Below are 24,774 nucleotides of genomic sequence, written 5' to 3' on the forward strand. Positions count from 1 at the left end.
GGGGCCCCCGCCCGAGCATGGGCTCGGGCGCTACAGATTCTGAGGCCGGTTGAAAGGCTTACCCGGCCACCTTGCCCCACACCTTGAAGGTGGTCAGCCACAGGCCGAGCATGCTGCCGATGTTGGTCAGCATGAAAGTGAGTACCACGCGGGTGACGCGGTTGCGGTACCAGCCCTTCAGGCTCTGCGCATCGTCTCGCAGTTTCAGGAAGTCCTCGTACGCCGGCTTGCGCAGCCGCGCTTCCACCAGCGCCGAGAACGCACCGGTCGGGATGCTCAGGCGGAACGGCTTGAACGGGGCCACCGCGATCGCGGTGAGGATGCTCAGCGGATGGCCGCCGGCGAGCAGGCAGCCCAGGCCCGCCAGGCCACCGGTATACATCGCCCAGGTCGCCAGCAGTTCGGTACCCACGCCCAGTCCACCGCGATAGAAGCCCACGCCGATGCCGGTCGCGACGATGGCCAGGATGCCCAGCGTGAACCACGGGATGTTGCGCTTCTTCGGCACCGCCTCCAGTTCCGCGCGCAGCGGCGCCGGTGCCTCGGTGTCGGTTTCCAGGTAGCGCGCCAGCCCGGCCAGGTGGCCGGCACCGACCACGGCCAGCACTTCGCGCTGCTGCGGGTCGTGCTCTTCGCGCAGGCGCGTGGCCATGTAGCGGTCACGCTCGCCGATGATGGTCTCGTACAGCGCCGGGCTCTCGCTGGCGAACTCGCCGAAGCTCGATTCCAGCATGTCGCCCTGCTTGAGCTTCTCGATCTCGTTCTCGCCCACTTCCTCGGATGAGAACAGGCCGGCGCCCAGCCCGGCGACCAGCTTCAGCTTGCCGAAGAAGCCCAGCCGCTGCGACGCACGGCGGAAGGTCAGGCCCACCTCGCGGTCGATCAGGTGTACCGGCAGGTTGCGCTCACGCGCCAGTTCCACCGCGCGCTTGAGTTCAGCGCCCGGCTCGATGTCCAGCTGTTCGGCCAGGCGGCGCTGGTAGGCGGACAAGGCCAGGTTGGCGGCGAACAGGGCGACGCGGCCCTTGCGGATCACCTCCACCAGGTCGAGCTTGGCCAGCGTGTCCGGATCGCTCAGCGCCTGCAGGCGCTGCGGATCCAGTTCGACGGCTACCGCATCGAAGCGGCCGCTGTCGATGGCCTTTTCCACGGCCTCGACGCTGGCGCGGGAGACGTGGGCGGTGCCCAGCAGGGTGTAACGCACGCCGTCGCGTTCGACGACGCGCACCGGCTGGCCGGCAAACAGGTCGTCGCCGGTCTCGGGAAGGGTTTCAGTCATGGATTCATTCATTGGAAGGTGCGGTGTCGGCGCCATCGCCGAGCGCGCGCTGCATCTGCACGGTATCCAGCCAGCGGCCATGCTTGCGGCCGAGGCCGCGGAACACGCCGACCAGCTCGAAACCGAAGCGTTCGTGCAGCTTGATCGAAGCGGTGTTGGTCGGTTCACCGATCACCGCCACCATCTGCCGATAGCCGCGTGCCACGCAGGCGTCGATCAGGGCCTGCAGCAGGCCGGTGCCGACGCCGTTGCCCTGGAAACGGGCATCGACGTAGACCGAATTCTCGACGGTCCACTGGTAGGCCACGCGGGTGCGGTAGGTGTTGGCGTAGGCATAGCCGGCCACCTGGCCATCGATCTCGGCAACCAGGTAAGGGAAACCACGGTCGATGATGTCGCGCATGCGGCGCAGCATCTCGGTCGCGTCGGGGATGTCGTACTCGTAGGTGTTGACGAAGTCGGTCACTTCCACCGCGTAGATCGCGGTGATCGCGTCGATGTCGGCCGGGCCGGCATCACGGATGAGGACGGCCATGGGCGGGCTCCGGCTCAGTCGATGTAACGCTTGAGCAGGTCGCCGTACGCATCGATGCGGCGATCACGCAGGAACGGCCAGATGCGGCGCACATGCTCGCTGCGCTGCAGGTCCACATCACACAGCAGCACGGTGGCGTCGGTCCCGGCCTCGGCCAGGAATTCGCCCTGCGGGCCCAGCACGTGGCTGTTGCCCCAGAACTGGATGCCCGAGGCGCCCAGCGGCGAGGCTTCGTGGCCGACGCGGTTGCAGCTCAGCACCGGCAGGCCGTTGGCCACGGCGTGGCCACGGTGGCTCAGCACCCAGGCATCGCGCTGGCGCGTCTTCTCGTCCTGCACGTCGTCCGGGTCCCAGCCGATCGCGGTGGGGTAGAGCAGCAGTTCGGCACCAGCCAGTGCCATCAGGCGCGCCGCTTCCGGGTACCACTGGTCCCAGCACACCAGCACGCCGAGGCGGCCCACCGAGGTATCGATCGGGGTGAAGCCGATGTCGCCCGGGGTGAAGTAGAACTTCTCGTAGAAGCCCGGATCGTCCGGGATGTGCATCTTGCGGTACTTGCCGAGCAGGGTGCCGTCCTTTTCGAACACCACCGCGGTGTTGTGGTACAGGCCGGCAGCGCGGCGCTCGAACAGCGAACCGACCAGCACCACGCCATGCTGCTTCGCCAGTGCGCCGAGGCGCTCGGTGCTGGGGCCCGGAATCGGCTCGGCCAGGTCGAACTCGTCCACCGACTCGTGCTGGCAAAAGTACGGGCCGTTGTGCAGTTCCTGCAGCAGCACCAGCTTGGCACCCTGCGCAGCCGCCTCGGCCACGCGTGCTTCGATCACCGCCAGATTGGCGGCGGCGTCACCGTGGTTGCGCTCCTGGATCAGGGCGACGGTAAGGGGGCTGCGCGAGTTCATGCGGGGCGTTCCTGCGGGGGAAAACCAGCATGTTAGCGCGGATGGACGGCGACGGCGTGTCGCGCGCTGAATGGGTGCTGGTAGTGCCGGCAGCTGCATGGTGATGCAGTGCAGGCTGCCGTTCTGCCAGATCAGCGAGCGGCAGGGCACCTGCACGATCTCGCGGCCCGGGTGTGCCTGCGCCAGCACGTCGCGGGCCAGGTCGTCGGCCGGGTCGCCGTAGGCCGGCATCAGCACCGCGCCATTGACGATCAGGTAGTTGGCGTACGACGCGGCCAGGCGGCGGCCTTCGTCGATCACCGGCTGTGCCCACGGCAGCGGGAACAGGCGGTACGGCTGGCCATCCTTGGTGCGCAGCGCGGCCAGTTCGTTGCCCATCGCCTGCAGCTCGGCATAGTGCGAGTCGCTCTCGTCGTCGCAGGCCTGGTAGACGATGCTGTCGGCCGAGGCGAAGCGGGCGAGGGTGTCGATGTGGGCGTCGGTGTCGTCGCCTTCCAGATAGCCGTGGTCCAGCCACAGCACGCGGTCCTGCTGCAGCCAGTCGGCCAGGTCGGCACTCAGGCTGGCGCGGTCACGGTCCGGGTGGCGCTCGTGCAGGCACTTCCAGGTGGTCAGCAGGGTGCCTTCGCCGTCGGTCTCGATGCCGCCGCCTTCCAGCGCGAACGGAATGCTGCGCACCGGTGCGTCGTTGAACACGCCGGCCTGATCGAGCACGCCCACCAGCTGGTCATCCAGGGTGGCGTCGAACTTGCCGCCCCAGCCGGTGAAGCGGAAATCCAGCAGCTGGAAGCCGCCATCGGCGCGGCGCAGGGTGATCGGACCGGAGTCGCGCAGCCAGGTATCGTCGTAGGCCGCCGTGGTGAAGTGGACCCTGTCCATGTCGATGCGGTTGGAGCGCAGCCGCATCTCGGCATAGGTTTCCACGTCGTCGTCGGCCACGCAGATCAGCACCGGCTGGAAGCGGGTGATGGCCGCAACCAGGGCGATGTAGGTCTCTTCCACCTGGCCCAGGCGTTCGGCCCAGTCGGTGTCGGCGGTGGGCCAGGCAATCAGGACGCCGCTCTGGGCTTCCCACTCGGCAGGAAAACGAAGGGTCTGGTTCATGGTCTCGCTACACAGGCCCGCCCACGGCGGGTAAAGGGATCAACGGATCGGCGGTTTCGGGCCGACTTCGTTCGGGTCCGCCTGGTTGGCCACCACGTCGATCACCTTCTGCTTCTCGAAGTAGACGGTGAACTGCGGGTAGACCCAGCGGTTGATGGTCGGCCATTGCCGCTTCTGCCCGCCACGCGGCTGCAGCTGTTCGCTTGGCGCACCGAACTGCGCCTGCACCTGCTGCATGCTCTGGCCGCGCACGGGCAGGGCACCGGCCGGCTTCTCGCGGGCACGGTCGACGAGCAGGGTATCGGCCAGCGCCGGAGTGGCGGCAGCCAGGGTGGCCATCACGGCCAGGGCGGACAGGTAACGCTTCATCTCGATCTACTCCCCAGTGGTCAAGAACGGCGATTACAGCAAAATCGGCAGGAAAAAGCCGCATAAAACAAAAAACCGCCCGAAGGCGGTTTCTTGCATCGGGTCGGCCCCGCGTAGGGCCAGCCGCAGCCGGAAGGCTGTGAGGCTTAGCGCTGACGCGCCTTGAAACGCGGGTTCGACTTGCAGATGACGAAGATCTTGCCACGACGACGCACGACCTTGCAGTCACGGTGACGGGCCTTCGCCGACTTCAGGGAGGACAGGACTTTCATGGCATACCTCGGCGTAAACAGTAGTTGTTCGGGTGGAGCGTGGCCGCGATATGCGAAAGACAATCGGCAGTTGACGCTCGTTCAAGCCCGCCATTCTACCGGGCTTTTCCTCGTGGTTTCAAGTGGTTGCACAAAAGATCCCGCTGGGGGCGTCGGGCAGGGGCTAGAATGACCCCTTCACACGCTCTGGGAACCCCATGAATCCACTCGCTCCCGTCCTGACCATCGACGGCCCTTCCGGGGCCGGCAAGGGTACCATCAGCCGCATCGTCGCGCGCCGGATGGGCTGGCATTACCTGGATTCGGGCGCTCTTTACCGGGCGGTGGGCGTGGCTGCGAGCTGGGCTGACATCGACACCTCGGACGCCTCGGCCCTGGTGCGCTGCACGTTCGATACCCACGTTCAGTTTGTTGAACAGGGTGAATCGATGCGGGTCATGGTGAACGGCACCGATGCCACCGACGAACTGCGCCTGGAGACCACCGGGGCGCTGGCCTCGGCCATCGCGGCCATTCCGGAGGTGCGGGCCGCACTGAAAGAGCGCCAGCGCGCATTCAGGGAGCTGCCCGGCCTGGTCGCCGATGGCCGCGACATGGGCACGGTGATCTTCCCGGACGCCTCCTTCAAGGTCTTCCTGACCGCCAGTGCCGAGGAGCGCGCCGAGCGCCGGCATAAGCAGTTGAAAGACAAGGGGGTTTCTGTTAACTTTGATGACCTCCTGCGCGAGATCATGGCCCGCGACGCCCGTGATGCTCAGCGTACCGTGGCGCCCCTGAAGCCGGCAGACGATGCTGTCCTCATCGACACCACAGGCATCGGCATCGATGATGTCGTTGCCAGAGTGATGGATCTGCTTCCGGTTCCGGCTGCCTGATCCGTTCGCGCGGGAGCACTGCCAGCAACATCGGTGGTGGTCGCGCATAGCAGTGCTGTACCAGCTCCGTCGCGCAATGATGCGTGGCGGTTTTCCTACTACACACGACCTGCGTTTCCGGGGTCGACCAACAGGCGGGCGGTCGCCATTCCCCTGAAGGGGACGCCACCGACCCATGTGTCCAACAGAGTAAATCTAATGACCGAATCATTTGCCGAACTGTTTGAAGCCAGCCAGGCCAACCTGGCCAAGCTGAAGCCGGGCGCCATCGTCAGCGGTACCGTTGTTGAAGTCCGCGGCGACGTCGTGGTGATCAACGCTGGCCTGAAGTCCGAAGGCATCGTGCCGATCGAACAGTTCCGTAACGACGCTGGCGAAATCGACGTCGCCGAAGGCGACATCGTCAAGGTCGCCCTCGACTCGATCGAGAACGGCTTCGGCGAAACCGTCCTGTCGCGCGAGAAGGCCAAGCGCGCGATGGTGTGGGACGAGCTGGAAGAAGCGTTGGAAAAGAACGAAACCATCACCGGCCGCATCAGCGGCAAGGTCAAGGGTGGTTTCACCGTGGACATCAAGGATGTCCGCGCCTTCCTGCCGGGTTCCCTGGTCGATGTGCGCCCGGTGCGCGATCCGGCCTACCTGGAAGGCAAGGAACTCGAGTTCAAGCTCATCAAGCTGGACCGCAAGCGTAACAACGTCGTGGTCTCGCGCCGCGCTGTCGTCGAAAGCGAGCACTCGGAAGAGCGCGAGCAGCTGATGGACAAGCTGCAGGAAGGCGCGATCCTGAAGGGTGTCGTCAAGAACCTGACCGATTACGGCGCGTTCGTGGACCTGGGCGGTATCGACGGCCTGCTGCACATCACCGACATGGCGTGGAAGCGCGTGCGTCACCCGTCGGAAGTCGTGAACGTCGGCGACGAGCTGGACGTCCGCGTGCTGAAGTTCGACCGCGAGCGCAACCGCGTTTCGCTGGGCCTGAAGCAGCTGGGCGAGGATCCGTGGGACAACATCGGTCGTCGTTACCCGGCCAACAGCCGCGTCTTCGGCAAGGTCTCCAACGTCACCGATTACGGCGCGTTCGTCGAGATCGAGCCGGGCGTAGAAGGCCTGGTGCACGTCTCCGAGATGGATTGGACCAACAAGAACGTCAACCCGTCCAAGGTTGTGCAGGTCGGTGACGAAGTTGAAGTCATGGTCCTGGACGTCGACGAAGAGCGTCGCCGTATCTCGCTGGGCATGAAGCAGGTTGCCGCCAATCCGTGGGAAACCTTCGCTGCCACCCACAAGAAGGGTGACAAGGTGTCGGGCCAGATCAAGTCGATCACCGACTTCGGCATCTTCATCGGCCTGGACGGCGGCATCGACGGCCTGGTCCACCTGTCCGACATCAGCTGGAACACCACCGGCGAAGACGTCGTTCGCAACTTCAAGAAGGGCGATACCCTGGACGCCGTCGTCCTGGCTGTCGATCCGGAGCGCGAGCGCATCTCCCTGGGCGTGAAGCAGCTGGAGCAGGATCCGTTCGGCCAGTACATGGCTGCCAATCCGAAGGGCTCCAAGGTCGAAGGCGTGGTGAAGGAAGTCGACGCCAAGGGCGCGATCATCGAGCTGGCTGACGGCATCGAAGGTTACGTCTCGGCACGCGACATCGCCAACGAGCGCGTTGACGACGCCACCCAGCACCTGAAGGTCGGCGACAAGGTCGAAGCCAAGTTCGTGGGCATGGACCGCAAGGGCCGTACCCTGCAGCTGTCGATCAAGGCCAAGGACGACGCGGAAATGCGCGAAGTGCTGGAGGAATACCAGTCCTCTTCGGCTTCCAGCGGCACCACCCAGCTGGGCGCGCTGCTGCGTGCACAGCTGAACGGCAACAAGTCCGAGTAATCGGCCTTACGCTGTACGTTGTTTCCTGGACGGCCCGGGCGTTTGCCCGGGCCGTTTCAGGCTGAGATGCCCCTGATGTGAGCCGGTGATGACCAAATCCGAACTGATCGAAATCCTTGCGCGCCGCCAGGCGCACCTGAAGGCCGATGATGTCGATCTGGCGGTGAAGTCATTGCTGGAAATGATGGGCGGTTCGCTGTCCGCCGGGGATCGCATCGAAATCCGTGGTTTCGGCAGCTTCTCGCTGCACTATCGTCCGCCGCGCCTGGGTCGCAACCCGAAGACCGGCGAATCGGTTGCCCTGCCGGGCAAGCATGTTCCCCATTTCAAGCCGGGCAAGGAGCTGCGCGAGCGGGTCAGCAGTGTGCTGCCGCTGGACGCTGATCCGGCCTGAGCCTACCGTCGCGCCACCGCGTGCGAATCAAGCCGCGAGTCGGATAAGCTACGGACTCCTGCCACTGGAGCTCTCGCATGAAGGTTTTTCGTCTGCTGGTCCTGCTGGCGGTCCTGATCCTTGGGCTGATCATCGGTGCGGTCAACATGACCGCGATGTCGATCAACCTGCTTTTCACTCAATTGCATACCTCGGTAGGCGTGGCGCTGATCGCTGCACTGCTGGTGGGTGTCATCGTCGGTGCCGGTCTGGTGCTGGTAAGCGTGGTCATTCCGCTCTACAGCCAGCTGCGCCGAGCCAACAAGTCCGGGGCGGCGACGCCGGCCGCGGGTGTTTCCTCCCAATCTTTTGACGGACGCTGATCGAAGATGGAATTCGTCACCGAGTGGCTGTGGTTTTTCCTGTTCGTCCCGCTGGCTGCAGTGGCGGGATGGGTGATCGGCCGGCGCGGCGGGCAGCGCCACGGTGACAGCCAGGTCAGCCGCCTGTCGAGCACCTATTTCCGGGGCCTGAACTACCTGCTCAACGAGCAGCCGGACAAGGCCATCGAGCTGTTCCTGCATATCGCCGAGCTGGACAAGGAAACCTTCGAGACCCAGGTCGCGCTCGGCCACCTGTTCCGCCGCCGCGGCGAAGTCGATCGTGCCATCCGCCTGCACCAGGGCCTGGTCAACCGCCACGATCTGAGCGATGCACAGCGCGTGCAGGCGCTGCTGGCGCTGGGCGAGGACTACATGAAGTCCGGCCTGCTGGACCGTGCCGAAACCGTGTTCACCGAGCTGGCGCAGCTCGACCAGCGCGCCCCGCAGGCGCTCAAGCACCTGATCGGCATCTACCAGGCCGAGCGTGACTGGGAAAAGGCGATCGACAACGCGACCCGTTTCGAGGACGTGACCGGCGAGCCGATGGGCAAGCTGATCGGTCAGTTCGAATGCGAGCTGGCCGAGCGCTTCCGTGGTGCCGGCAAGCTGGAGGAGGCGAGGGCAGCGATCGCCCGTGCCTACCAGGCCGATGCGATGTCGGTGCGTGCAGGCATCATCGAAGGGCGCCTGGAGACCGATGCCGGCAACGCGGAAGCCGCGGTGCGCGCGTTCGAGCGCGCGGCCCGCAACGATCCGGAATACCTGCCCGAGCTGCTGCCGGCGCTGATGGCGAACTATCGCAAGGTCGGTGACCTCGCGGGCGCGCGTGCCTTCCTGTCGGAGATGACCGAGCACTATCGCGGCATCGCTCCGGTACTGGCGTTGACCCGGCTGATGGAAGAGCAGGAAGGCGTGGCGCCGGCCCGAGCCTATCTGGGGCGCCAGCTCAAGGATCGTCCGTCGGTGCGTGGCGAGTCCGCACTGATCGACCTGACCCTGGCCGAAGGCGCCGACTCCACGGCCACCCTGCATGACCTCAAGCACATCACCGATCAGTTGCTGGTGCGCAACCCGGCCTACCGCTGCACCCGCTGCGGTTTCGGAGCGCGGACGCATCACTGGCAGTGCCCGAGCTGCAAGGAGTGGGGGACGGTCAAGCCGCTGCTGAACTACGCGGTGCTCTGATCCATGCCGTGGTTCGTGATGGGGGCGCTGCTGGGACTGGCCCTGTTGAGCGCAGCCCTGACCTGGGCAGCCCGTGGCTATGCCATGCGGCAGCAGTTGATGGACCAGCCCGGCGAACGCCGCAGTCATAGCGTGGCGACGCCGCGCGGTGGTGGCATCGCCATCGTCATTAGCCTGCTGGTTACGGCGGGCGTGGCCATGTTCGTCTGGCCGGACGCGGCGCCGAGCCTGCTGGTCGCCAGCCTTGGCCTGGTCCTGGTGGCCGGCATCGGCTGGTGGGACGACCACAGGCCCCTGCCTGCCCTGCGCCGGCTGCTGGTGCACTTCATTGCGGCGGCACTGCTGGCCATGCTGGTCAAGGCGAACGGTGGCAGCTGGCTGCTGTCCGGGTTGGTGCTGCTGTTCACCGCCTCGCTGATCAACATCTGGAACTTCATGGATGGGATCAACGGCATTGCCGCCAGCCAGGCCATCGTTGTCGCATTGGGACTGGCGCCGCTTCTGCCCTGGCCCTATTCGCTTGCGGCCCTGGCATTGGGCCTGGCCTGCCTGGGCTTCCTGCCGTTCAATTTTCCGCGGGCGCGGATCTTCATGGGTGATGTCGGAAGTGGCGCGTTGGGCTATGCGGTTGCGGCCGTGCTGGCCATCGCCAGCGTACGCACGGACATCAACTGGCTCCTGCTGCTGGTGCCGGCCTCGGCTTTCCTTGTGGACGCAGGCTTCACACTGCTGGCGCGCATCATTTCAGGACAACGCTGGATGGAACCCCATACCCAGCATGTCTACCAGCGCGCGGTGCAGGCAGGAGCCAGTCACGCCCGGGTGACAGGGATGTACTTTGCTTTGGGCCTGTTCAGTATTACAGTGACTGTTGCCTGCTCCAAATTGCAGCCGAGGTGGGAGGCTGTCGTGGCGATCGCGTGGTTCAGTGCGCTGAGCGTCCTCTGGCTCCTCCTGCGCAATGGATTGCGCCATCGACAAGGAAATACCTGACTTATGGCTTCACCCTGGCGGGACAGAATCCTCGGCCTGATGCCGCGTTCGGCCATCGTCTGCCACGACCTGTTCATGGTCTGGGCATGCTGGCAGCTGCTCCACGCGGGGCGCTACTCGATCCTGCCCAACGCGCCCGAGCTTCCCCTCTGGAACATCGACACCACGCTGGTACTGCTGCTGCAGGGCCTGGTGTTCTGGCGCGTCGGCCTCTACCGCGGACTGTGGCGGTTTGCCAGCGTCAGCGACCTGCTGAACATCTTCAAGGCCAGCTTCATCGGCATGGTCGCGATCGTGCTGGTACTGATGTGGAAGCGCTTCGATGGCGTGCCGATGTCGGTGCTGGTGATCTATCCGTTCGCGCTGTCGGCCCTGCTGGGCGCGCCACGCCTGCTGTACCGGGCCTGGAAGGACTACCAGGCGCTGCAGTCCGATTCCAGCGCACGTCGCGTGCTGATCCTCGGCGCCGGCCAGGCGGCTGAGACGCTGGTGCGTGACCTGCGGCGCTCGGGCAACTTCGAGCCGGTCGGCCTGCTCGACGACGCCCCCCATCTGCGCGGGGCCAAGCTGCAGGGCCTGCCGATCCTTGGCACCCTGGACGACGCGCCCACCGTGGTCCGCGAGACCGCGGCCAAGCTGCTGGTGATCGCCATCCCCTCGCTGGATGCCGCAGGCATGCAGCGGATCGTGGCCATCTGTGAAAGCACGGGCGTGCCGTTCCGCACCGTGCCCAAGCTCAGCGACATCCTGCAGGGCCAGTCGCTTCCCGGGCAACTGAAGGAAGTGGCGATCGAGGACCTGCTGGGCCGCAAGCCGATCATGCCGGACTGGAACCTGATCCGTGGTTGGCTGGGCGGGCGTACGGTGATGGTGACCGGCGCCGGTGGCTCGATTGGCTCGGAACTGTGCCGCCAGTGCGCGCGCCATGGTGCTGGCCGGATCATCCTGCTGGAGATCAGCGAACTGTTGCTGCTGACCATCGAGGGCGAACTGCGCCGCAGTTTCCCCGATGTCGAGATCGAGGCCGTGCTGGGTGACTGCGGTGACCCGGCCGTGATCCGCCATGCGCTGTCGCTGCATCCGGTGGATACCGCGTTCCACGCGGCGGCCTACAAGCACGTGCCGGTACTGGAGCGCCAGCTGCGTGAGGCGGTGCGCAACAACATCCTGGCGACCGAGAACGTGGCCCGGGCCTGCCTGGAGGCGCGCGTCGAGCATTTCGTCTTCATCTCCACCGACAAGGCGGTGGACCCGGTCAATGCGCTGGGTGCCAGCAAGCGCTATGCCGAGATGATCTGCCAGAGCCTGGACCAGAAGTCCACGCATACCCGTTTTGTCACCGTGCGCTTCGGTAATGTGCTGGCCTCGGCCGGAAGCGTGGTGCCGCTGTTCCGCGAGCAGATCCTGCGTGGCGGGCCGGTGACCGTTACCGATCCGGAAGTCAGCCGCTATTTCATGACCATTCCCGAGGCCTGCCAGCTGATCCTGCAGGCGGCCGCCTCGGCATCGCATGGCGCGATCTACACGCTGGACATGGGCGAGCCGGTGCCGATCCGCCTGCTGGCCGAACAGATGATCCGGTTGGCGGGAAAGCAACCCTACAAGGATATTCCGATCATCTATACCGGCCTGCGTCCCGGTGAAAAGCTGCATGAGACGCTGTTCTATTCGGACGAGGACTACCGTTCCACTGCGCACCCGAAGATCCTCGAGGCCGGCGTGCGCATGTTCTCGCGGGATCTGGTGCTGGCCAACGTGCCGCGTCTGCGCGATGCGGTCTGCAGCTACGACACCGACACCATCAAGGAAGTCCTGTTCGCGACGATGCCGGAGTTCTCTCCAATCGAACAGGATGCTTACATTTCATCCGCTAAAGTCGTGCCCTTTCCAGCACGCGAGGCCAACAGGCACCAATGAGCAAGCGAATTCGCAAAGCGGTTTTCCCGGTAGCTGGTCTGGGGACACGTTTTCTGCCAGCAACCAAAACCGTGCCGAAGGAGATGCTGCCGATCATTGATCGGCCGCTGATCCAGTACGCCGTGGATGAAGCAATCGAAGCGGGCTGCGACACGCTGGTGTTCATCACCAACCGCTACAAGCACGCGGTGGCCGACTATTTCGACAAGGCCTACGAGCTGGAACAGAAGCTCGAGCGCGCCGGCAAGCAGGAACAGCTGGAGCTCATCCGCCACGTGTTGCCCGACGGCGTGCGCGCGATCTTCGTGACCCAGGCCGAAGCACTGGGCCTGGGGCATGCGGTGCTCTGCGCCAAAGCCGTGATCGGCGACGAGCCGTTCGCCGTGCTGCTGCCGGACGACCTGATCTGGAACCGCGGTGCGGGTGCGCTCAAGCAGATGGCCGATCTCAACGAGGCCAGTGGTGCCAGCGTGATCGCCGTTGAAGACGTGCCGCACGAAAAGACAGCGAGCTACGGCATCGTGGCGACCGAGGCCTTTGATGGCCGCAAGGGTCGCATTTCGGAGATCGTGGAGAAGCCGAAGCCGGAGGACGCGCCGAGCGACCTGGCGGTGGTAGGCCGTTATGTGCTGAGCCCGAAGATTTTCGAGTTGCTGGAGCAGACCGGCAGCGGTGCCGGTGGCGAGATCCAGCTGACCGATGCGATCGCGCAGCTGCTGAAGACCGAAGAGGTCGATGCCTATCGATTCGAGGGCACCCGCTTCGACTGCGGTACGCACCTGGGGCTGGTAGAGGCGACGATCCGGTTCGCGCTGGATAACCCGAAGCTGGCTGGCCCGGCGCGGGAGAAGCTGGCGGCGATGCTGGCGGAATAAGGGTTTTATCAAGCGCTCCGTCAGCGCCTTCCTGCCAAAGTGGGGGAGGCGCGGGCAGTCCGCTGCAGGACACGCCGTAAACCCATCCCTGGGGGCTCGATGGCGCCATCCATGGCGCCAACGGTCCTGCAGCGGCCTGCCCACGCCTCTCGACAGTTTCCTGCGGGCGCGGACGGGAAGGGCGGAATCAAAGGCAGAAGCACAAACAAAAAAGGCAGCCGATGGCTGCCTTTTTTGTTTCCAGTGCATCCACGCATGGCGTGGATCTACTGCTCTTGCCCAACCCTCCGCCGCGCGGAATGCCGGCTGGCGCGGGTGGGTTAGGCTGACCGGGACCGTTGGCGCCATGGATGGCGCCATCGAGCCCCCAGGGAAGGGTTTACGGCGTGTCCCGGGCAGCCTCACCCACCCGGGCCCACAGCCAACCGACACTCCAGCCGGCAACGCTCTGAACCTTACAGCGCCTCGAAAATGCCCGCCGCGCCCATGCCGGTGCCGATGCACATCGTCACCATGCCGTACTTCTGCTGGCGACGACGCAGGCCGTGCAGCAGGGTCGCGGTACGGATCGCGCCGGTCGCACCCAGCGGATGGCCCAGGGCGATCGCGCCGCCCAGCGGGTTGACCTTGCTCGGGTCCAGGCCGCAATCACGGATCACCGCCAGCGACTGCGCGGCGAAGGCTTCGTTCAGCTCGATCCAGTCCAGCTGGTCCTGGGTCAGGCCGGCCTGCTTCAGCGCCTTCGGGATCGCGGCGATCGGGCCGATGCCCATCACTTCCGGACGCACGCCGGCCACCGAGAAGCTGACGAAACGCGCCAGCGGGGTCAGGCCGTAATCCTTGATTGCCTGCTCCGAAGCCAGCAGCACGGCGCCGGCGCCATCGCTCATCTGCGAGGAGTTGCCGGCAGTGACGGTGCCGCCGAACTGGCCGTTGCGGAATACCGGGCGCAGCTTGGCCAGGCCTTCGGCCGAGGAATCCGGACGCGGGCCTTCGTCGGTGTCGGCCACCTTGTTGCGGGTGATGATGCGCTGGCCATCGGCCAGGTCCGGCAGGTGCGAGACGATTTCGTACGGACTGATTTCGTCCTTGAAGTCACCGTTCTGGATCGCGGCCATGGCCTTCTGGTGCGAGGCGAGGGCGAACGCATCCTGGTCTTCGCGCGAAACCTTCCACTCTTCGGCCACCTTCTCGGCGGTGATGCCCATGCCGTAGGCGATGGCGACGTGGTCATTGTCGAACACGCTCGGTGCCATTGCGATCTTGTTGCCCATCATCGGCACCATCGACATCGACTCGGTGCCGCCGGCCAGCATCAGGTCGGCATTGCCCAGGCGGATCGCGTCGGCGGCCTGGGCCACGGCCTGCAGGCCGGAGGAGCAGAAGCGGTTCACGGTCTGCGCGGCGATGGTGTTGGGCAGGCCGGCCAGCAGCACGCCGATGCGCGCCACGTTCATGCCCTGCTCGGCTTCTGGCATGGCGCAGCCGATGATCGCGTCATCGATGCGGTTGACGTCCACGCCCGGCGCCTGCGCGACGACGCTGCGCAGCACGTGCGCAAGCATGTCGTCGGGGCGGGTGTTGCGGAACATGCCCTTGGGCGCCTTGCCCACCGGGGTACGGGTGGCGGCGACGATGTAGGCGTCCTGGATTTGCTTGGTCATTGCAGTGATCTCTTGAATAGGGGTTGGAAGAGGTTGCCGGCCAGCGGCCGGCACTACCGATGTCTTCCGTCAGTTCCGCAGCGGCTTGCCGGTCTTCAGCATGTGCGCGATGCGGGCCTGGGTCTTTTCCTGCTGGGCCAGTTCGACGAAGTGCTTGCGCTCCAGGGTCAGCAGCCACTCTTCGTCGACCAGGGTGCCGCGGTCGACCTTGCCGCCGCACAGCACGGTGGCGATGCGCTCGGCGATCTCGTAGTCGTACGGGCTGATGAAACGGCCTTCCAGCATGTTGACCAGCATCATCTTGAAGGTGGCGATACCCACGTCACCGGCCACCTGGATACGGCGTGCCGGCAGCGGCGGACGGTAGCCCGCTTCGGCCAGCGCACGGGCTTCGGCCTTGGCGATGTGCAGCGCCTCGTAGCTGTTGAACACCACCTTGTCGGTGCTGCGCAGCAGGCCCAGTTCCTTGGCGTTGACTGCCGAGTTGGAGACCTTGGCCATCGCCACGGTCTCGAAGGTCTTCTTCAGTTCGGCGAACACGTCACCGCCCGGGCCGGCGGCCTGCGAGGCGCGCACGGCCAGTTCCTTCAGGCCACCACCGGCCGGCAGCAGGCCGACGCCAGCCTCGACCAGGCCGATGTAGCTTTCCAGGAAGGCCACGGTCTTGGCGCTGTGCATCTGGAACTCGCAGCCGCCACCCAGGGCCAGGCCGCGCACGGCAGCCACCACCGGTACCAGCGAGTACTTGATGCGCTGGCTGGTGCGCTGGAAGTTGGCGACCATCTCTTCGAACTGGTCGACCTTGCCGGCCTGCAGCAGACCAAGCGCACCGGCCAGGTCGGCACCGGCGGAGAAGGGTTCCTTCTGCTGCCAGATCACCAGGCCCTGGAAGTCCTTCTCGGCGCGGCTGACGCATTCCTGCAGGCCGTCCAGCACCTGATCGGACACGGTGTTCATCTTGGTCTTGAAGCTGACCACGGCGATGCCGTCGCCGTCATGCCACATGCGCAGGCCGTCGTTCTCGAACACGGTCTCGCCCGGCGCGAACGTCTCGCCCAGCAGCGGATCGGGGAAACGCTGGCGCTGGTACACCGGCAGCGACGAACGCGGCAGCTTGGCGTTGCGCGACGGGCTGTAGCTGCCCTCGGCCGCATGCACGCCGTCGCGGCCATCGAACACCCAGTCCGGCAGCGGGGCGTTGCTCATGCTCTTGCCGGCCACGATGTCATCGGCGATCCACTGCGCGACCTGCTTCCAGCCAGCGGCCTGCCAGGTTTCGAACGGGCCCAGCGACCAGCCGTAGCCCCAGCGGATGGCCAGGTCGACGTCGCGCGCGGTCTCGGCGATGTCGGCCAGGTGATAGGCGCTGTAGTGGAACAGGTCGCGGAAGGTCGCCCACAGGAACTGCGCCTGCGGGTGCTGGCTATCGCGCAGCTTGGCGAACTTCTCGGCCGGGTTCCTGATCTTCAGGATCTCGACCACTTCCGGTGCCGCGCTGCGGTCGGCCGGGCGGTAGTCCTGCTTCTCCAGGTCCAGCACCACGATGTCCTTGCCGACCTTGCGGAAGATGCCGGCGCCGGTCTTCTGGCCCAATGCGCCCTTGGAAATCAGCGCGTCCAGCCACTTCGGCGACTTGAAGAATTCATGCCACGGATCGTTCGGCAGGGTGTCGCCCATGGTCTTGATGACGTGGGCCATGGTGTCCAGGCCGACCACGTCGGAGGTGCGGTAGGTGGCCGACTTCGGGCGGCCGACCAGCGGGCCGGTCAGGCCGTCCACTTCATCGAAGCCCAGGCCGAACTGCTGGGTGTGGTGGATGGTGGACAGGATCGAGAACACGCCGATGCGGTTGCCGATGAAGTTCGGGGTGTCCTTGGCGTACACCACGCCCTTGCCCAGGGTGGTGACCAGGAATTCTTCCAGGCCTTCCAGCACGGCGGCATCGGTGGTGGTGGCCGGGATCAGCTCGGCCAGGTGCATGTAGCGCGGCGGATTGAAGAAGTGCACGCCGCAGAAGCGGTGGCGCAGCTGCTCGGGCAGCACGTCGGCCAGCTTGTTGATGCCCAGGCCCGAGGTGTTGGAGGCCAGCACGGCGTGGTCGGCCACGAACGGCGCGATCTTCTTGTACAGGTCCTGCTTCCAGTCCATGCGCTCGGCAATGGCCTCGATGATCAGGTCGCAGTCCTTCAGCTGCTCCAGGCCGGACTCGTAGTTGGCCGGGGTGATCGCTTCGGCCAGCGACTTGCTGGCCAGCGGCGCCGGGCTCAGCTTGCCCAGGTTGGCGATCGCCTTCAGCACGATGCCGTCGGCCGGACCTTCCTTGGCGGGCAGGTCGAACAGCACGGTGTCGACGCCGGCGTTGGTGAGGTGGGCGGCGATCTGGGCACCCATGACGCCGGCACCCAGCACGGCGGCGCGGCGGACTAGCAGGGAATTGGACATGGTGTAGGGCCTTTGTTGGTCAGCAGTTACTGGGTGGGTCACACCCGGTGGAATCACGGGGAAGCGGGCAGGGCGCTGGCGCGTGCGGCGGCGCGGAACCCGGCTTCGGCGAAATGGATCAGTTCGTGGGCGGCATGGGCACGATGCGCCGCTTCGGTGACACCGGCGGGACGCTTGATCAGCCCGAAGTCGGCCATGGCATAGGTGAGCGAGCCGGCCAGGAAGTCCAGGCGCCAGTACAGCTCTTCCTTGCTCAGGTCGGGCGCGCATTCGGCAATCGCCTTGCCGAACGCACGCAGCACGTGGCCGTAGTGGTCGGACAGGAACTTGCGCAGGTTGTCGTTCTTCTCAGCGTAGGCGCGCGCGATCACGCGCACGAAGGCACCGCCGTTCTGGCGGTCCTGGGCCAGTGCCAGCGCCGGCTCGACGAAGGCGGCCAGCACCGGGCGCAGCTGCCCGGGATGTTCGCTGCGGGCGCGCTCGAGCTGGGCCAGGCGGGCGCCGGTCATCTCGTCCATGCGGCGGCGGAACACCTCGTTGACCAGGTTTTCCTTGGAGCCGAAGTGGTAATTGACCGCCGCGATGTTGACGTCGGCCTGGCTGGTCACCTGGCGCAGCGAGGTGCCGGCGAAGCCGTGCTGGGCAAACAGCTCCTCGGCGGCACCGAGGATGCGGTCCTTGGTCGAGAAGTGGGCGGGCTTGGCCATCGGCGGGCAGACCTTAATCAAACGATTGTTTGATACTAGAACCAGACGGTAGCGTATGGCATTTTGCAGTGCAGCAAAAATGCCCGGGGCGGTCAGAATCCGCTCAGGTGGGTGAATGGGCGGAAAGGGTAGTGCCGGCCGCTGGACGGCAACCGTGGGCAGCCCGGCGGGCGCCAGCCTGCCGGCCGCCGGTCGGCACTACCACGCCAGCGCTTTATCTTTTACAATTCGCCTACGTTTATCAGGCTAAGCCCGCGTCCCGACGCGGGTTTTTTTCATGTTACCCTTCGGGCCATCAGCGGCCCGATTCCATTGGAGACATCCCATGGCGCTGGAGCGCACCCTTTCGATCATCAAGCCGGACGCCGTTGCCAAGAACGTCATCGGCGAAATCTACGCCCGCTTCGAGAAGGCCGGCCTGAAGGTCGTGGCCGCCAAGTACAAGCAGCTGTCGCGCCGTGAAGCCGAAGGCTTCTACGCCGTGCACCGCGAGCGTCCGTTCTTCAACGCGCTGGTCGAGTTCATGATCTCCGGCCCGGTGATGATCCAGGCCCTGGAAGGCGAGAACGCCGTCCTGGCCCACCGCGACCTGCTGGGCGCCACCAACCCGAAGGAAGCCGCTGCGGGCACCATCCGCGCCGACTTCGCCGAATCCATCGATGCCAACGCCGCCCACGGCTCGGACTCGGTCGAGAATGCCGCGATTGAAATCGCCTACTTCTTCGCCGCCACCGAAGTCGTTTCGCGCTGAGAGTAATGCCGTGAACGAGGTCGTACAGTCCCCCGCCATCCAGCCGCTGCCGAAGTCGGCACCCACGGCTGGCAAGCAGAACCTGCTCGACCTCGATCGCGCGGGCCTGGAGAAGTTTTTCGTTGAGGTTCTCGGCGAGAAGAAGTTCCGTGCCCATCAGGTGATGAAGTGGATCCACCATCGCTACGTCACCGACTTCGATGAAATGACCGACCTCGGCAAGGTCCTGCGCGCCAAGCTGCAGGCCCATGCCGAGGTGCTGGTTCCGAACATCGTGTTCGACAAGCCCTCCGCCGACGGCACCCACAAGTGGCTGCTGGCGATGGGCGTGGATGGCAAGAACGCCATCGAGACCGTGTACATCCCCGACAAGACCCGCGGCACGCTGTGCGTGTCCTCGCAGGTCGGTTGCGGCCTGAACTGCACGTTCTGCTCCACCGCCACCCAGGGCTTCAACCGCAACCTGACCACCGCCGAGATCATCGGCCAGGTGTGGGTTGCCGCACGCCACCTGGGCAACGTGCCGCACCAGATGCGCCGCCTCACCAACGTGGTGATGATGGGCATGGGCGAGCCGCTGATGAATTTCGACAACGTCGTGCGCGCCATGAGCGTGATGCGCGACGACCTGGGCTACGGCCTGGCCAACAAGCGCGTGACCCTGTCGACCTCCGGCCTGGTGCCGCAGATCGACCGCCTGTCTGCTGAAAGCGACGTGTCGCTGGCGGTGTCGCTGCATGCGCCCAACGATGCGCTGCGCGAGACCCTGGTGCCGCTCAACAAGAAGTACCCGATCGCCGAGCTGATGGCCTCGTGCGCACGCTACCTGCGCGCCAACAAGCGCCGCGAATCGGTCACCTTCGAATACACCCTGATGAAGGGCATCAACGACAAGCCCGAGCATGCCCGTGAATTGGCCCGCCTGATGCGCCAGTTCGACAACGCGGTGCAGGCCAAGGATTCGGGCAAGGTCAACCTGATTCCGTTCAACCCGTTCCCGGGCACCCGCTACGAGCGTTCGGAAGAGGCGCACATCCGTGCCTTCCAGAAGATCCTGCTCGACAGCAACGTGCTGACCATGGTCCGCCGCACCCGTGGCGACGACATCGACGCCGCCTGCGGCCAGCTCAAGGGCCAGGTGATGGACCGCACCCGCCGCCAGGCGGAGTTCAACAAGACGCTGCAGGCGGGGAAGGGGAGCGATGCCGCGGCCTGACCGCCTCTGGCTGGCCCTGTTCGCAGGCGTGCTGGCCCTCTCGGTCGGCGGCTGCAAATCCCAACCCAAGGCCAAGCTGGGCCCCAGCGTGGCGCCGGTGTACTCGGTCCGCGATCCGGACAACGTCCGACGCCAGGTACGCTGGCAGGATCTGCTCGCACTGGCCGCCCGCGACATGCAGGTCGGCAACCTCGATGCGGCCGAGCGCAAGGCCCGTGAGGCGCAGAAGCTGGCGCCGGAGGCCCCGGACGCGCTGGTGCTGCTGGCCGGCATCGACGAGCGCCGGGGCCGCACCTCGCAGGCCGGCGAGAGCTTCCGCAGGGCCGCCGAACTGGCGCCGCAGCGTGGCGACATCCTCAACAATTACGGTGCCTGGCTGTGCCAGCAGGGCCGGCCGGCCGAGTCACTGGTCTGGTTCGACCGCGCGCTGCAGGCGCCGGGCTATGCCACGCCAGCCGAGGCACAGGCCAATGCCGGCGGCTGCGCACTGGATGCCGGCCAGTTCGAACGTGCCGAACGCGACCTTCGCGCGGCGCTGACGACACTGCCTGACAACCCGGTCGCACTCGAGGCGATGGCCCAGCTCAGCGTCCGCCAGGGCCGCTACATGGAGGCCCGGGCCTTCGCCGAACGTAGGATTGCGGCTGCACCCGCAACGCGTTCCGTGTTACAACTTGCGTCTGAAATCGAAGCGCGGCTGGGCGATCGGGCGGCATCTGATCGCTATCTCCAGCGGATTCGACAGGAATTTCCGCAGGAAGCGGGCTCCTAACTCCAGGGTTGATGCATTGTGATTGATGACCAGACTGTGAGCGCTCTCGAGACTGCGGCCGGCTGCGGCACCCGCCTGCGCCAGGCCCGCGAAGCGGCCGGACTGACCCTCGAGGATGTCGGCACGCGCCTGCGCATGCCGGTCCAGGTGGTCAAGTCGCTGGAAGAGGAACAATGGCAGAAGCTCGGCGCGCCGGTGTTCGTACGTGGCCAGCTGCGCAGCTATGCGCGCCTGCTCAACGTGGATGTGAGCCAGTTGCTGGAGCAGGCCCAGGTCGGCCCGGTGGTCCCGCCCACCCTGGTCAGCCATACCCATACCCCGCGCGCGCGTCGCATTGCCGAGAACCTCGGCCGGCGCATGCTGTATGTCGGCATCACCGCGGTCCTGGCCGTGCCGGTGTGGTTCGCCACCCGTGGCCACTTCGACGGTAGCGCCACCCCGTCGCCGAACACCGCCTCGCTGGATGCGATCCCGGCCGCCGTGCCGGTGGCTCCGTCCGCCGCAGGCGTCGAGCCGGCCACCCCGGTTGACGTGGCGAGCGCCCCGGCCAGCAAGCCGGCCGCGACCCCGTACGTGGCCTCGCTGGCCCCGGTGCCGCGTTCGGCCCCGGCGCCGGCCGCTGCTGCCAACACGCTGGACATGCAGTTCAGCGGCGACAGCTGGGTCGATATCGGCGGCCCGGACGGTGCCACCGTCGAGAAGGCGCTGATCAAGTCCGGCGAAAGCCGTAGCTTCACTCCGGGCCAGGTGACCCGGGTGACCCTGGGCAACGCCTCGGCGGTCCAGGTTCAGCAGAACGGCGCTATCGTCGATCTGACCCCCTACCAGCGAGCCAACGTGGCACGCTTTCAGGTATCCTCTGAAGGCTCCGTAGTCCCGGTTTCGCACTGAGGCGCGGTTTCACCACCTTCGATTAAACCCAATGGTCCCTCCCGATGGGCGGGGCGAGAGCACGCATGGCGATCGACGATCTGCTCGACGAGCACGAACAAAGTGAACGCGTCCGCAGCTGGCTGCGGAAGAATGGCGCCAGCATCCTTGGTGGCGTGGTCATCGCCATCGGTGCCATCGCCGGCTGGCAGTGGTACCAGAAGGATCAGGGCGGCAAGCTGGCCTCGGCCAATGTCGAGTACCAGAAGGCGCTGCTCGGCCTGCAGCAGAACAAGCTCGACGATGCCTCCAAGGCAGTGAAGGCGCTTGAAGCCGGCCCGTCCAGCATCTACGGCGACCTCGCGGCGCTGCAGCTGGCCAAGGCCCAGGTCGACGCCGGCAAGAATGAAGAGGCGCTGGCCACCCTGCGCGGCGTGAAGGTCGAAGGTGACCTGCAGCGCGTGGTCGACCAGCGTGTGGCACGCCTGCTGGTGGCCACCGGCAAGAGCGACGAGGCGATCAAGCTGCTGGGCAGTGCCACCGACAGCAGCAGCCTGGAAATCCATGGCGATGCGCTGATGGCGCAGGGCAAGCGTGACGACGCCCGTGCACAGTACGAGAAGGCGCTGAAGTCGCTGGACGTGGCAGCGCCGCAGCGGCGCCTGCTGGAAACCAAGGTTATGGATGCCGGCGGCACGGTCGCCGCCCCTGCGGAGTCGGTTTGATGAGTCAGAAGGTCATGATCACCCGCGTCGCCACCGTGCTCCTGATGGGCATGGCCCTGACCGGCTGCAGCACCGTGAAGGGCTGGTTCGCCGGCAAGGACGCGGCAGCGAAGAAGGCCCAGGAGCCGGCTGAGCTGGTCAAGTTCGAGCCCAGCGTCAAGGTCAACAAGGCCTGGTCGGTCAACCTCGGCAAGGGCGAGCGCCGCATCGGCGTGCGCCAGGGCCCGGCAGTGGCCAACGGTCACGTGTTCGCCGCGGCGATCACCGGTGGCGTGCACGCCATCGACCTGCAGACCGGCAAGAAGGTCTGGACCTGGGAGCCGCAGAAGGAAAAGAAGAAGCCGAAGCTGCGCCTGTCCGGCGGCCCGGGTGTCGGTGAGAACCTGGTCGTGATCGGCACGCTGGATGGCCAGGTCATCGCCCTGGACATCAACGACGGCAGCGAGAAGTGGCGCGCCCGTGTTCCGGGTGAAGTCATTGCCGCACCGGCCGTGGCCCAGGGCCTGGTGTTCGTGCGCAGCAACGATGGCCGCGTGACCGCCTTCGATGCCGGCAACGGCACCCAGAAGTGGTTCAACCCGAGCGAACTGCCGGCGCTGACCGTGCGCGGCAACGCGCCGGTGGTCACCGGCCCGGGCGTGCTGTTCATCGGCAAGGACGAGGGCGCGGTTGCGGCCCTGGCCCAGCAGGATGGCCGTACCCTGTGGGAACAGAACATCGGCAACGGCGAAGGCCGTACCGAGCTTGAGCGCATGGCCGACGTTGACGGTGCTCCGGTACTGGAGGGCAACACCCTCTACGTGAGCAGCTTCAAGAACCAGACCATGGCCATCGAAGGCCCGACCGGTCGCCCGCTGTGGGCGCGCGACCATGGCGGTGCCGGTGGCGTGGCGGTGTCGTCCGGCAATGTGTTCGTCACCGACAACAAGGGCGGCGTGTTCGGCCTGGACAAGGCGACCGGCGCGGCCATGTGGTCGCAGACCGAGCTGGCGCGTCGTTCGCTGACCGGCCCGGTGCTGCAGGGTGATTACGTGGTCGTCGGTGACTACAAGGGATACGTGCACTGGTTGAAGACCTCCGATGGTGCGATGGCGGCACGGGCGAAGAGCGGCGGTGACGCCCTGCTGGCCCAGCCGGTCGTCGCAGACGGGGTGCTGCTGGTGCAGAACGTTGATGGCAAGCTGACCGCCTTCCGGTTGGCAAATTAAAAATTGGAGTAATCGCGATGCTGCCTTTGGTCGCCCTGGTTGGACGGCCGAATGTCGGCAAGTCGACTATTTTCAATGCGCTGACGCGCACCCGTGACGCGCTGGTCCATGACCAGCCCGGCGTCACCCGCGACCGTAACTACGGTGTCTGCCGTCTGGACGAGGACAATCATTTCCTCGTCGTCGACACCGGCGGTATCGCGGAAGAGGAAGAGGGTCTGGCCGGTGCTACCACCCGCCAGGCCCGCGCCGCTGCGGCGGAAGCGGACCTGATCCTGTTCGTGGTCGACGCCCGTGAGGGTACGTCGGCGATGGACGATGAGATCCTGGCCTGGCTGCGCAAGCTGTCGCGCCCGACGCTGCTGCTGATCAACAAGATCGACGGCACCGACGAGGACAGCGTGCGTTCGGAATTCGCCCGTTACGGCTTCGGCGAGATGCTGACCGTGTCGGCGGCGCATCGCCAGGGCCTGGACGACCTGCTGGACGAAGTGATCCAGCGCCTGCCCGAAGAAGGCAGCGGCGAAGAGCTGGACAACGATCCGAACCGCATCCGCATCGCCTTCGTCGGCCGCCCGAACGTGGGCAAGTCGACGCTGGTCAACCGCATCCTCGGCGAGGAGCGCATGATCGCCTCCGACGTGCCGGGCACCACTCGCGACTCGATCGCGGTGGACCTGGAGCGTGACGGCCGCGAGTACCGCCTGATCGATACCGCCGGCCTGCGCCGCCGCTCGCGCGTGGACGAGGTCGTCGAGAAGTTCTCGGTGGTCAAGACCATGCAGTCGATCGAGCAGTGCCAGGTGGCCGTGCTGATGCTGGATGCCACCGAAGGCGTGACCGACCAGGATGCCACCGTGCTTGGCGCCGTGCTCGATGCCGGCCGCGCGCTGGTCATTGCCATCAACAAGTGGGATGGCCTGACCGAGTACCAGCGCGAGCAGGCCGAGACCCTGCTGTCGCTGAAGCTGGGCTTCGTGCCGTGGGCCGAATCGGTACGCATCTCGGCCAAGCATGGCTCGGGCCTGCGCGAGCTGTTCCGTGCCGTGCACCGCGCGCACGAATCGGCCAACAAGACCTTCACCACCAGCGAAGTGAACAAGGCGCTGGAAGTGGCGTACGAGACCAACCCGCCGCCGACCATCCGCGGCCATGTCTCCAAGCTGCGTTACGTGCACCCGGCCGGCGCAAACCCGCCGACCTTCATCGTGCACGGCACGCGCCTGAAGGAGCTGCAGGAATCGTACAAGCGCTACCTGGAGAACTTCTTCCGCAAGCGCTTCAAGCTGATCGGCACCCCGGTGAGCTTCATCTTCCGCGAGGGTACCAACCCGTACGAGGGCAAGAAGAACGTCCTCACCGAGCGGCAGGTCAAGGCCAAGCGGCGCTTGATGAAGCACGTCAAGGGCAAGTGATCTGCGGTAGTGCCGGCCGCTGGCCGGCTACCTCGCGGAGTCTGATGCGTTCATGGCG

23 protein-coding genes and 1 pseudogene are annotated in these 24,774 nt (G+C 65.9%); 15 read left to right on the top strand and 9 right to left on the bottom strand.

Annotated elements, in window-relative coordinates:
• Positions 1-58: 58 nt before the first annotated feature.
• The 6 genes and pseudogenes from O0J73_RS12325 to ykgO all read right to left on the bottom strand — a co-directional run bounded on the left by O0J73_RS12325 (position 59) and on the right by ykgO (position 4,461).
• Complete coding sequence (locus O0J73_RS12325; protein WP_164087773.1) at positions 59-1,291, bottom strand: TraB/GumN family protein; 1,233 nt, start codon at positions 1,289-1,291, stop codon at positions 59-61.
• Positions 1,284-1,814, bottom strand: a complete 531-nt coding sequence (locus tag O0J73_RS12330) for a GNAT family N-acetyltransferase (RefSeq protein WP_006430957.1) — start codon at positions 1,812-1,814, stop codon at positions 1,284-1,286. Before O0J73_RS12330 ends, O0J73_RS12325 begins: the two co-directional genes overlap by 8 nt.
• Before the next feature lie 14 nt (positions 1,815-1,828).
• A complete protein-coding gene (locus O0J73_RS12335) occupies positions 1,829-2,716 on the bottom strand; it encodes a carbon-nitrogen hydrolase (RefSeq protein ID WP_006430958.1) in 888 nt (295 codons plus the stop codon).
• 87 nt (positions 2,717-2,803) lie between these two features.
• Positions 2,804-3,820: pseudogene (locus O0J73_RS12340) on the bottom strand (agmatine deiminase family protein); the annotation flags it as partial.
• Between the two features lie 39 nt (positions 3,821-3,859).
• Positions 3,860-4,189: a hypothetical protein gene (locus O0J73_RS12345; RefSeq protein ID WP_006430960.1), complete on the bottom strand. Its 330-nt coding sequence runs from the start codon at positions 4,187-4,189 to the stop codon at positions 3,860-3,862.
• A 146-nt stretch (positions 4,190-4,335) separates the two neighbouring features.
• A complete protein-coding gene (gene ykgO, locus O0J73_RS12350) occupies positions 4,336-4,461 on the bottom strand; it encodes a type B 50S ribosomal protein L36 (protein WP_005409283.1) in 126 nt (41 codons plus the stop codon).
• A 197-nt stretch (positions 4,462-4,658) separates the two neighbouring features.
• Between ykgO and cmk the strand changes: the two genes are divergently transcribed.
• The 8 genes from cmk to galU all read left to right on the top strand — a co-directional run bounded on the left by cmk (position 4,659) and on the right by galU (position 12,946).
• Complete coding sequence (gene cmk / locus O0J73_RS12355) at positions 4,659-5,336, top strand: (d)CMP kinase (RefSeq protein WP_006430961.1); 678 nt, start codon at positions 4,659-4,661, stop codon at positions 5,334-5,336.
• A gap of 198 nt (positions 5,337-5,534) precedes the next feature.
• A complete protein-coding gene (gene rpsA, locus O0J73_RS12360; protein WP_005416230.1) occupies positions 5,535-7,220 on the top strand; it encodes a 30S ribosomal protein S1 in 1,686 nt (561 codons plus the stop codon).
• 88 nt (positions 7,221-7,308) lie between these two features.
• Positions 7,309-7,614 carry an integration host factor subunit beta gene (locus O0J73_RS12365; RefSeq protein ID WP_005409286.1) on the top strand — a complete coding sequence of 102 codons (306 nt, stop codon included), beginning with the start codon at positions 7,309-7,311 and terminating at the stop codon, positions 7,612-7,614.
• 77 nt (positions 7,615-7,691) lie between these two features.
• Positions 7,692-7,976, top strand: coding sequence for a LapA family protein (locus tag O0J73_RS12370; protein WP_006430981.1), 285 nt, complete (start codon positions 7,692-7,694; stop codon positions 7,974-7,976).
• Positions 7,977-7,982: 6 nt separating this feature from the next.
• Positions 7,983-9,161, top strand: coding sequence for a lipopolysaccharide assembly protein LapB (gene lapB, locus O0J73_RS12375; RefSeq protein ID WP_006430997.1), 1,179 nt, complete (start codon positions 7,983-7,985; stop codon positions 9,159-9,161).
• A 3-nt stretch (positions 9,162-9,164) separates the two neighbouring features.
• Positions 9,165-10,154, top strand: a complete 990-nt coding sequence (locus tag O0J73_RS12380) for a glycosyltransferase family 4 protein (RefSeq protein WP_308308812.1) — start codon at positions 9,165-9,167, stop codon at positions 10,152-10,154.
• Positions 10,155-10,157: 3 nt separating this feature from the next.
• Positions 10,158-12,071: a nucleoside-diphosphate sugar epimerase/dehydratase gene (locus O0J73_RS12385; RefSeq protein WP_006430999.1), complete on the top strand. Its 1,914-nt coding sequence runs from the start codon at positions 10,158-10,160 to the stop codon at positions 12,069-12,071.
• Positions 12,068-12,946, top strand: a complete 879-nt coding sequence (gene galU, locus O0J73_RS12390; RefSeq protein ID WP_006431000.1) for a UTP--glucose-1-phosphate uridylyltransferase GalU — start codon at positions 12,068-12,070, stop codon at positions 12,944-12,946. Before O0J73_RS12385 ends, galU begins: the two co-directional genes overlap by 4 nt.
• A 455-nt stretch (positions 12,947-13,401) precedes the next feature.
• Here the strand turns inward: galU and O0J73_RS12395 are convergent, their stop codons facing one another.
• From O0J73_RS12395 to O0J73_RS12405, 3 genes are all read right to left on the bottom strand, one after another.
• On the bottom strand, positions 13,402-14,610 hold the full coding sequence (locus O0J73_RS12395) for an acetyl-CoA C-acyltransferase (protein WP_006431022.1): 1,209 nt from the start codon (positions 14,608-14,610) through the stop codon (positions 13,402-13,404).
• 69 nt (positions 14,611-14,679) lie between these two features.
• Positions 14,680-17,052: a 3-hydroxyacyl-CoA dehydrogenase/enoyl-CoA hydratase family protein gene (locus O0J73_RS12400; RefSeq protein WP_308308813.1), complete on the bottom strand. Its 2,373-nt coding sequence runs from the start codon at positions 17,050-17,052 to the stop codon at positions 14,680-14,682.
• 53 nt (positions 17,053-17,105) lie between these two features.
• The gene (locus tag O0J73_RS12405) at positions 17,106-17,759 is read right to left on the bottom strand and encodes a TetR family transcriptional regulator (RefSeq protein WP_006431024.1); all 654 of its coding nucleotides are present in this window, start codon (positions 17,757-17,759) and stop codon (positions 17,106-17,108) included.
• Positions 17,760-18,084: 325 nt separating this feature from the next.
• On the opposite strand from O0J73_RS12405, the gene ndk reads away from it, so the two are divergent.
• The 7 genes from ndk to der all read left to right on the top strand — a co-directional run bounded on the left by ndk (position 18,085) and on the right by der (position 24,716).
• Positions 18,085-18,510 carry a nucleoside-diphosphate kinase gene (gene ndk / locus O0J73_RS12410; RefSeq protein ID WP_008265389.1) on the top strand — a complete coding sequence of 142 codons (426 nt, stop codon included), beginning with the start codon at positions 18,085-18,087 and terminating at the stop codon, positions 18,508-18,510.
• A 10-nt stretch (positions 18,511-18,520) separates the two neighbouring features.
• Positions 18,521-19,726, top strand: coding sequence for a 23S rRNA (adenine(2503)-C(2))-methyltransferase RlmN (gene rlmN, locus O0J73_RS12415; RefSeq protein WP_005409296.1), 1,206 nt, complete (start codon positions 18,521-18,523; stop codon positions 19,724-19,726).
• Positions 19,713-20,498: a type IV pilus biogenesis/stability protein PilW gene (gene pilW / locus O0J73_RS12420; RefSeq protein ID WP_308308814.1), complete on the top strand. Its 786-nt coding sequence runs from the start codon at positions 19,713-19,715 to the stop codon at positions 20,496-20,498. The genes rlmN and pilW overlap by 14 nt, the downstream gene beginning before the upstream one ends.
• An 18-nt stretch (positions 20,499-20,516) precedes the next feature.
• Positions 20,517-21,389: a RodZ domain-containing protein gene (locus tag O0J73_RS12425; protein WP_197564771.1), complete on the top strand. Its 873-nt coding sequence runs from the start codon at positions 20,517-20,519 to the stop codon at positions 21,387-21,389.
• 65 nt (positions 21,390-21,454) lie between these two features.
• Positions 21,455-22,093, top strand: a complete 639-nt coding sequence (locus O0J73_RS12430; RefSeq protein WP_006434876.1) for a tetratricopeptide repeat protein — start codon at positions 21,455-21,457, stop codon at positions 22,091-22,093.
• Positions 22,093-23,301, top strand: coding sequence for an outer membrane protein assembly factor BamB (gene bamB, locus O0J73_RS12435; RefSeq protein WP_053449524.1), 1,209 nt, complete (start codon positions 22,093-22,095; stop codon positions 23,299-23,301). Before O0J73_RS12430 ends, bamB begins: the two co-directional genes overlap by 1 nt.
• 17 nt (positions 23,302-23,318) lie before the next feature.
• On the top strand, positions 23,319-24,716 hold the full coding sequence (gene der / locus O0J73_RS12440) for a ribosome biogenesis GTPase Der (protein WP_008264979.1): 1,398 nt from the start codon (positions 23,319-23,321) through the stop codon (positions 24,714-24,716).
• The last annotated feature ends 58 nt before the right edge of the window (positions 24,717-24,774 follow it).

Source organism: Stenotrophomonas sp. Sm6012 (genome assembly GCF_030985895.1).
GTDB classification, from domain to species: domain Bacteria; phylum Pseudomonadota; class Gammaproteobacteria; order Xanthomonadales; family Xanthomonadaceae; genus Stenotrophomonas; species Stenotrophomonas forensis.